Annotated in this window: 7 protein-coding genes; all 7 read right to left on the bottom strand. The window is 49.5% G+C overall.

What is annotated here, in order from left to right; all coding sequences use genetic code 11:
* A partial coding sequence (locus RMO27_RS02875) for an FAD-dependent monooxygenase (RefSeq protein ID WP_309728898.1) occupies positions 1-1,304 on the bottom strand: 1,304 nt, incomplete at its 3' end.
* Between the two features lie 219 nt (positions 1,305-1,523).
* Complete coding sequence (locus RMO27_RS02870; RefSeq protein ID WP_309728896.1) at positions 1,524-3,089, bottom strand: FAD-dependent monooxygenase; 1,566 nt, start codon at positions 3,087-3,089, stop codon at positions 1,524-1,526.
* Positions 3,090-3,227: 138 nt separating this feature from the next.
* Positions 3,228-4,481 (bottom strand): MFS transporter, encoded by a 1,254-nt coding sequence (locus RMO27_RS02865; RefSeq protein ID WP_309728894.1) that lies wholly within the window; start codon positions 4,479-4,481, stop codon positions 3,228-3,230.
* 147 nt (positions 4,482-4,628) lie between these two features.
* Complete coding sequence (locus RMO27_RS02860) at positions 4,629-5,873, bottom strand: cytochrome P450 (RefSeq protein WP_309728891.1); 1,245 nt, start codon at positions 5,871-5,873, stop codon at positions 4,629-4,631.
* Positions 5,874-5,889: 16 nt separating this feature from the next.
* A complete protein-coding gene (locus tag RMO27_RS02855) occupies positions 5,890-6,627 on the bottom strand; it encodes a glutathione S-transferase family protein (RefSeq protein ID WP_309728890.1) in 738 nt (245 codons plus the stop codon).
* A 368-nt stretch (positions 6,628-6,995) separates the two neighbouring features.
* The gene (locus tag RMO27_RS02850; protein WP_309728888.1) at positions 6,996-8,600 is read right to left on the bottom strand and encodes an FAD-dependent monooxygenase; all 1,605 of its coding nucleotides are present in this window, start codon (positions 8,598-8,600) and stop codon (positions 6,996-6,998) included.
* Positions 8,601-8,719: 119 nt separating this feature from the next.
* Positions 8,720-9,013: hypothetical protein (locus RMO27_RS02845; RefSeq protein WP_309728886.1), on the bottom strand; the 294-nt coding region annotated here is incomplete at its 5' end.

Below are 9,013 nucleotides of genomic sequence, written 5' to 3'. Positions count from 1 at the left end.
AAGCGATGCAGATTTGCCCATTGTCCATCGCCAGATACCACCGGGACATTGGGGATACGATCGCCTGCCTGTAGTGACCCACTATTCTTCCACTGCCAAGCCAATGGGCTATTGCGGTACTCCATACCCAGGTCGCTGAGTGTGTACTCCAGCAAGCGTCTCACTGGCTTCAGCGACAATCCGATCGGCATGAACGTTTCCATCAGCCGGAGCTTAGGATATGATTGTGGTTGCTCCAGCACGTTCGTGTTGTTGGCCTCGATGATGGTGTGTGCGTTGGCGCGTTGTTCGATCGTATAAGTATCCAGCAGACAAGATTTGGCCTCACCGCGCTCGACTGCGGCTAATTTCCAGCCGAGGTTATATGCACCTCGGAGTCCTGTATTCATGCCATGTCCGCCGATCGGTGCCCAAGCATGAGCCGCATCCCCGACTAACAGCACGCGACCTTGGTTGAAGGTAGCAGCAACCCGATTCTGGAATCGGGCGCGACTAAGCCAAACGGGTGCGGTTAGCTCTAGCTGCAATTCCGGCATGTAAGTAACCGATGCCACTAAATCGCGCATTTCTGCCAAGCTGGGCGGTGTTTTGAGATCGGGAGTGGGATCGCTAGCAAATGCACAGAAGCGGTAACTATTACCTGGCATCGGAAACCCCAGCATGGAAACGTGCTCTTTCAAAAAGAAATAGCCGTGAGTAGTGGATTTGGGAAACCGCCAAGTTGGTTTGGCATTGACCTGAAGTGTTTGCAAGTTCGTCACGCGCTCTCCTTCAAACGGAATCTGTGCTGCTTCACGGATCGGACTCCGAGTTCCTTCGCAGCCTACTACCCATTGGGTCGCGATGGTTTTCTCCTCTCCCTGAGCAGTGCGGACGGTGACTTCAGCTCCATCATCATGTGCATGAAGTCCAATTGCTTCAGTTTCCCACTCGATTTCCACGCCTAAATTAGCAAGTGACTCGGCTAATAGCCGCTCTGTGTCATGCTGTTCGATACAGAGGGGATTCGGGTAGTCCGTCTTGGTGGAACCATATTGAAGACCGCCGATCTTCCGACCGTCGATATAAATATGAGTGCTTTGTAGTCGATGAGCAAACTCCAAAAACTTGTCGATTACGCCCAGCTCTGCTAGTGCTTCTTGGGAGCGCGCCCAGATTACGCCAGCTCGTGCTTGTCGTTTGGTGGCAGTGGCTCGATCGATAATCCGCACGGACAGGGAAAGTAACGTTAATTCGATCGCCAGCATCAAACCACTAGGGCCAGCACCGACAATTAATACTTGACTTTGAGATGAATTAGACATGATCGCAGGACTTACTCATTGACGGAGTGTTGAAATTGTGAATTGAGAAAAAATGTCGTTTTTGAATAATAGGTGTCGGACAATTAGAAAACTATTGCTAATTGGTATGAATTGCAAAAAAACTTATTTACATCAGTTATCTGTGAATATATTGTAGATAATCTTGCCAGTACTTAAATTCATAACGCGATCGTTTTGTCAATGCGTAAGTCATAGAGATTACACCCTGACCGAGAAAGTGTCTAAATACTTAACTAGAGTGTCGTAATCGTTAACTGCGGCGATCGATCCGACATGACCATCTGGACGAACGAGGAGCATCTGTCCATCGCGCCCCAGTTGACGATCGCTCTCGCGATCCATGGGTTGAATTGTCGTCACCTTGATTGTCGATCGGAATTGACCGACGACCCGATAAGCTTGTTCGATTACCTCACTGCTTTTAGTCCGCAGTAGCAGCGTCCAGTGGTGAATCGAGAGCAAGCGATGCAGATTTGCCCATTGTCCATCGCCAGATACCACTGGGACATTGGGAAGGCGATCGCCTGCCTGTAGTGACCCACTACCCTTTCGCTGCCAAGATAAGGGGCTATGGCGATACTCCATGCCCAGGTCGCTGAGTGTGTATTCCATCAAGCGTTTCACTGGCTGGAGCGACAATCCAAACGGCATGAACGTTTCCATCAGCCGGAGCTTAGTAGCTGATGGCGGCTGCTCGACGATGTTCATCCGGTTGGCTTCGATGATGGTGTGTGCGTTGGCGCGTTGTTCGATCGTATAAGTATCCAACAGACAAGATTTGGCCTCACCGCGCTCGACTGCGGCTAATTTCCAGCCGAGGTTATATGCACCTCGGAGTCCTGTATTCATGCCATGTCCGCCGATCGGTGCCCAAGAATGCGCCGCATCCCCGACTAACAGCACGCGACCTTGGTTGAGGGTAGCCGCAATCCGATTCTGAAAGCGGGCGCGACTGAGCCAAACGGGGTCGGATAGCTCTAGCTGCAATTCCGGCATGTAACTAGCCGCCGCCGTCAAGTCGCGCATTTCTGCCAAGGTGGGTGGTGTTTTGCGCTCTGGGCTGGGGTCGGTAGTAAATGTAAAGAAACGGTAGGTGTCTCCAGGCACGGGAATACTCATGATTGAGACTTGCTCGGCGAGAAAGAAATAGCCTTGAGAAGTGGATTTGGGGAACTTCCAAGTTGGTTTGGCATTGACCTGAACTGCTTGTAAGTTCATCGCCGGCTCTCCTTCAAACGGAATCTGCGCGGATTCTCGGATCGGACTCCGACTGCCTTCGCAGCCTACTAGCCATTGAGTGTCGATCGTTTCCTCCTGACCATTGGCAGCCCGCACGGTGACTTGTGCCCCATCATCATGCGTGCGCACCCCAATTGCTTCAGTTTCCCATTCAACCTCAACTCCTAGATCGGATAATGACTCAGCTAAGAAGCGTTCGGTATCGTGCTGTTCGATCGTCATCGGGAACGGGTAGTCACTCTTGATGTGACCAAACTCGAACCCGCTTAATTTCTTACCCTTTACATACACATCAAAGTTGTGCATTTTATGTGAGCCAGCCAAGAACTTGTCGATTACGCCTAGCCCTGCCAGAGCTTCTTGGGCACGCGACCAGATCACACAGGCTCTGACTTGTCGTTTTGTTTCAGCGGCTCGATCGATAATCCGCACGGACAGGGAAAGTAACGTTAATTCGATCGCCAGCATCAAACCAGTAGGGCCAGCACCAACAATTAATACTTGACTTTGAGATGAATTAGACATGATAACTTGCTCTCGATTCAAAATTATAAAGATTATTTACAGTTGTAAATTTATGGTTGACCTTCATAAATTCAGCAACTAAACGATCGGCAACTTGTTACAGCAGCGAACGGCTCAATCGATCGAATTTTGATGGGGTTATCTTGGGGCAGAATTTCTGCCAGCTTGCCGGAGGAGAAAATGCAACACAGCCAATGTCACCCCAGCAAGACCAGCAGTTGCCCAAAAGATACCGTACAGACCCCATAAGCCAGCAAAGATCCCGGCGATGAGTGGCCCTAATCCTAAACCCAAAGCTTGCACGCTAGCATTGACTGCCATAAATCCAGCTCGCGTATCGTCGATCGTTAATTTTGCTAAGAGTGTTTGGCTAGCAGGTATGGCTAGAGCGAACGCCGCCCCAAATAAAATACTCGGAATGAACAACAGCCATGCGCGATCGATTAACGGAATCATCGCTAGCGCGATCGCCGCGATCGTCAAAGCTGCTTTAATTAGAGTTATTTCTGATGTGTGTCGCGTTAACCTTCCCAACTGCGCAGCAACCAACCCTAACGAGACTGACATGCTGGCTAAAACCAAACCAATGAACAATCCCGAAGCACCAAAATCAACGCCTGCTAGAATCGGAATGTAAGTGATGAAAGACCCAGATTGAATCATAAACATCACACCGATTACTAACAGCAATCCCAGTACTGTAGAATTGCTAATACTCTGCCAGACCTTTCGCAGATAAATCTTGAGATTGCTATTGTGACTACCACTGGCTTGTCGGGGCAGCTTGAGCACCATCAACACCAACAGCAACAAGGGAAAGGCGATCGTGCCTAGCAGAAAGGGATATCGCCAACTAAAACCTGCTAACACCCCACCGACAATCGGATAGATCGCCGTACTGGCACCGATCGCGCTCACGTTAATCGACATTGCCAGTGTTAAGGCTTTGCCGCGATAGAGCGTACTAATCAGTGTCAGGGAGACTAAATTTAAGCTAGCAGCACCTAAACCTTGGAGAAATCGCCACCCAATTAGAGTTTGAAAATCGCCAGCGAAGGCACAGCAGCTTCCAGCAATCGCAAACAATAACAATGAAGGAACTAACACTTTTTTAATCCCGATCCGATCGGCCATGATGCCTAAAAAGGGCGTGGCAATGCCGATGGGCAGAAAAAAAGCGGTCATTACTAATTGGATTTCACTAGGTGAGACATCAAAAATTTTCGATAATTCTGGAAGGATCGGGCCAATTGTTGCCCCACCCATAATCTCGACTAAGGTGAGGCTGACGATGATATAAAAATTCCGATCGTGCAGCGGATTTTTGGTGCTGGTAAATTGGGACAATTCATCACCTTGACGATCTAGATCTAAAATTGGCGGATCTTTCATTGCTTTACTTATTACAGGGTTTTAAAAAGTCTAATTGCTCCGTTTCTAGATCTAAATCCCCCTAAATCCCCCTTAAAAAGGGGGACTAAGAGTAGTCCGGTTCCCCCCTTAAAAAGGGGGGCTAGGGGGGATTCTCTAGGGTCTTCGCTATAGTTTGCCTAAACCGACTGGTAAATGTTCGGGGCCATGAAACACGATATTGTCAGCCCATTTAATAGGTCGATCGACTAAATGCAATTTCGGCAAGCGGTTAATTAGGATATTTAAGGAAATCTGCGCTTCAGCGCGAGCTAGTTCCGCACCCAGACAAAAGTGAATCCCACCACCAAAACCACAGTGTCCATTGTCCTGACGCTGAAGATCGAGTTCGTCGGCTCGATCGAAACGGCGGGGGTCGCGGTTAGCAGAGCCGAGCATCAAGCCCAAACTGTCACCTCGGCGAATCAGCTTACCGCCAATTTCCACGTCTTCATAAGCCCACCGCGATAACATCTGGACGGGGCCGTCATAGCGAATTAGCTCTTCTACTGCCGCTGGCATCAACTGGGGATGAGCGCGTAATAGCTGCATCTGGGCTGGATTGCGGAGTAGTGCGAGCGTTCCTTTGGCAATTAAGTTAATGGTAGTTTCGTGTCCTGCCGTGAGGAGATGAATGCAGGTCGCGAGTATTTCCTCATCATTCAATTTGTCGCCTTCATATCGCGCTTTCGCTAAAGCCGTAATTAAATCCTCGCGGGGTTGGGCGTGGCGTTTGGCGATCGCATCCTTGAAGTATTCAATAAAAGCTTGAGTAGCTGCTTCTGCCTGTTCGTAAACTTCCACCGAAGGAGTCAATCGCGAAGCACTAGCATGTTGCAATGCCAGTGCCCACTCTCTAAACATCAATCGATCTTCGGGGTCTACTCCCAGTAAAGTAGCAATTACCATCACTGGCAGCGGAAACGCAAAATCGTCAATCAAATCCAGCTCCGATCGATCGCCAACCAGGTCTAAAAGACTATCAGCAATTTCGACAATCGCCGGACGGAGACTTTCTAAAGTCTTCGGCGAAAAAGCTTTATTTACGAGTAATCTCAACCGAGTATGGTTGGGCGGATCGCGGAATACCATCCAGTTACTCACCATTGAACTAAAGCCTTTATAAGCTTTGGGTACTGGTGATGTTTCAATATCGGGGTGAACTTTTTGACCTTCACGACCAAATCGTCGATCTTCAAGCACCTGGAGGACATCTTGATGACGGAACAGATACCAAGCACCAGGCAGTTGCGGTTTGGCAGCCATGCCCCAATGCACGGGATCTGTCTCTCGATAGTGGCGGAAAACTGGATAAGGATCGGCAATGATTTCCGGTGAAAATGGGTTTAATCGCTCTAGGGTGGCAATGGTCATAGTTAAAACTCCATATTTAAGTTTTGGGCATTGCTGAAACCATCGGTAGGGGCAATTCATGAATTGCCCCTACCGATGGTTTCAGAGGATGTGCCAAGGGAGCTAGTTGCAATGGATAAGGCAGTGCGGCAAGCATCTGATTCATCCGCACGCTCCCCTCGCGCTGAACTCTAGCTACAGCAGAGCGCGACTCCAAACGTCTCATATAATTCGTGAGGTTGGGTAAATGTTGATAGTCATAAACCAGCCGTAGATAAGTAAGCGTCGGTGCGGCAGTACAGTCTGCTAACGAAAATTGCTCCCCTACCAGCCAAGTCTGGGATTGAAGTTTATCTTCTAGAAAGCTACAAGCTGTTTCTAGCAGCCTGCGCGCTTTAATTACCGCTGGGTTGCCGCGTAGCTCCAATTGACGCTGACGATCGGCAAACAGCACTTCTCGGCTACCGTTGATATAAACATCGATAATTCTCTCGATCGACCGAATCTCTAAAATCCGCTCTGGATCTAGCAAGCAAGGCTGTTGTGGGAATTGGCGATCGAGATATTCAATGATGATGCAAGCTTCAAAAATTATTTCCCCACTGTCGGTTTCTAGAGTGGGAATTTTGGCAAAGGGATTAATTTTTTTATATTCTTCCCGCGCTTCTGGATCGAAAAGACTTACCTTAATTGGCGTAAACGGGATGTCTTTTTCGTACAGAGCGATGAGGACTCGCTGAGAATAAGATGAAGCTGGATCGTAGTAGAATTTCATAACTAAAGATCTCCCTTTAGGCCATTTTTGGAGTGGTGCTTAGTTGGGGGTTACTGGTGCTAGGAGAACCCGGATCTGGGGGAGGCTTCCCCCAGACCCCCCGTTGAGGAGGCGGGGTGCCGCCCCTCAAACTCCCCTGCACAAGGGTTGATCGGTTTGTTGCGTAGCGCGCTTCGCATTAGCTTCGCAACGGGAATCGATCTGTGGGTTGGGGTCTATTTTTTAGTTGGTAAGAATGTAGGGTGTGAGATCGCGTTCGCGTAGCTTCTAGGAAGGCTGGGGTGTAAATCCCCTCCTCGGAGGGGTGCCCGTAGGGCGGGGTGGGTAGATAGATCTATACAGCAACTCAAATAACTTAGTTTCGATCGTCAAAAATAGCCACGAATTCGATCGACCATCCCATCGAGATCGTCGGGCAAATCATCACCCCGCCAAGCTACATGTCCGTCTGGTCGTACTAAAACCAACGTCTTTTCATAAATTTTGGCAATCTCCCGATCGTCAATCTGATAAGTTCGGAGGGGGACTTTTTTAGCTTGGCAAGTATCGATTAAAGCTGTCACATCGCGATCGCCAAAATTAAGTAATACCAAGCCGTGACCGAAGAGATCTAATGTAGATTTATTTGGTTCTAACCAAGAATGAGGCGCACGACTGCCTGGATAGCTCGTTGGAGTCCACTCATCCGGTTTTTGAACGGGTGGTTTTTCTGGTTCGGTGGCAATAGCGGGCGACTGGTAATAAAAGCCAAAGTGAATTCCTGGCGCGTTAAATTCGCGATTGACATCACTGTGTTTCATTTTTTCGGTCATCTGTGCGCGCGCGCGTTCGCCTTCAGGTGAGTCCAGCATAATTTCAGGTGGTAGAGTACGTTTGATGGTACGTTCTAGATTGAGATTAGCTTCTTCTACAGCCGCAACCGCCAACGGATGACGTTCGGTTTGATAGGTATCGAGCAATTGGGGACTAGCCCAGCCCTGCAACACAGCGGCTAGTTTCCAACCCAAATCTAAGGCATCCGCGACCCCAGTATTCATGCCGAACCCGCCGGAAGGAGATAGCGTATGCGCGGAGTCGCCGACAAAAAAGATGTTTCCCGACTGGTAATTAGTGGCAACTCGATGGGTTAAATGCCACTTAACGCTAGACAAAATTTCAATTGGTGTATCGATCCCGACGGCTTCTTTAACTGCTTTTTCGGAATCGCGCATGGTGCCATCTTCGTGGGGAGTGGCGGTCAATCGATATAAACCCACCCCGTCCATCGATCGCAACGGATAGCGCAAATTATCTGGGGTCATCATAAAAAATACCAACGCTCGCCGCGATCCTAAAATTTCCGGTAGTTCTGGTGCTTGAAAGAGAATGTTTTGAAATATACGGGTGGGATGGTGAGCGATCGTATCGATGCCGCAGGTTTTGCGGATGGGACTACTAGCACCATCGCAAGCAACCGCATATTTAGCCTCGATCGTGGCTGTATCGCCGCTGTCTAAAAATTTGATTTGACCGACGATCCCCTGCTGATTCGATTCCAAACTTTCCAGACTACAGTTGAGGTTAATCGGCCCAGCCGGAGCAATACCCAGCTCTTTCATCAGTAGGGGTACGAGCCAGTGTTGGGGACAGGGATGCTCTGGTTCTGGGGTATGGGGTGGTGCCGTTCGCTCGGCGTGAGTACCAAACTTTAAGCGATGGATCTCGTGTTTGCCCACAGCCGTCACCCAAGCCACATCGAGCGGATGATCTGCTGGCCAGCCCGCATCGCGAACCGATTGAGCTAAACCCCAACGGCGGAAAATTTCCATCGATCGCGGCCCGACAGTTCCCACTTTGGGGTGATCGATGACTCCATCAGACTGTTCTACTAGCACACAACCGATGCCTTGGTATCTCAGTTCTAAGGCCATTGCTAGCCCCACGGGGCCGCCACCAACAATTAATACTTCTGTTTCGATCGTCTGATGATTCATAGCTGGATAGGGGATAGGGAATAGTGGATAGTGAATAGGCTTCGGCTGAGGTGAAAATCCCCTCCTCGGAGGGGTGCCCGTAGGGCGGGGTGGGTAGGTCTACGCAGCAACTCCAATAACTAATCGATCGCCATCTCCGTAAAAAAACCAACGTAAAAATCAAACAGTTCGGTAACTGTGCTGCTAATCGCCGGACATTTTTGAGCTTGTGCGCTCAATTTTTCAAACCGCCGCGCGATCTCCTGATAAGCGATCTCTGGCGTGGGAATATAAGCAGGTGGCGTGGTCATATTAAAAGATGGCCCTGCCGTTCTGCCCCGCTTCCCAGAAGGCATCGTCATCAGTAATTCGCCGAGGGGACGAACCATGCCTGCCATAATGTCGATCGCGGCATTCATCAGTTTTGATCGGCG

It is taken from the genome of Chamaesiphon sp. OTE_75_metabat_556 (assembly GCF_031378165.1).
In the GTDB taxonomy this organism is placed as follows: Bacteria; Cyanobacteriota; Cyanobacteriia; order Cyanobacteriales; family Chamaesiphonaceae; genus Chamaesiphon.
The sequence above is the reverse complement of the archived record's forward strand: the minus strand, read 5'-3'. Positions and strand labels throughout refer to the sequence as shown.

What these genes read in the sequence shown, in the direction of transcription:
- RMO27_RS02870 (WP_309728896.1), bottom strand. Translation starts at nt 3,089, where the DNA reads ATGTCTAATTCATCTCAAAGTCAAGTATTAATTGTTGGTGCTGGCCCT.
- RMO27_RS02865 (WP_309728894.1), bottom strand. Translation starts at nt 4,481, where the DNA reads ATGAAAGATCCGCCAATTTTAGATCTAGATCGTCAAGGTGATGAATTG.
- RMO27_RS02860 (WP_309728891.1), bottom strand. Translation starts at nt 5,873, where the DNA reads ATGACCATTGCCACCCTAGAGCGATTAAACCCATTTTCACCGGAAATC.
- RMO27_RS02855 (WP_309728890.1), bottom strand. Translation starts at nt 6,627, where the DNA reads ATGAAATTCTACTACGATCCAGCTTCATCTTATTCTCAGCGAGTCCTC.
- RMO27_RS02850 (WP_309728888.1), bottom strand. Translation starts at nt 8,600, where the DNA reads ATGAATCATCAGACGATCGAAACAGAAGTATTAATTGTTGGTGGCGGC.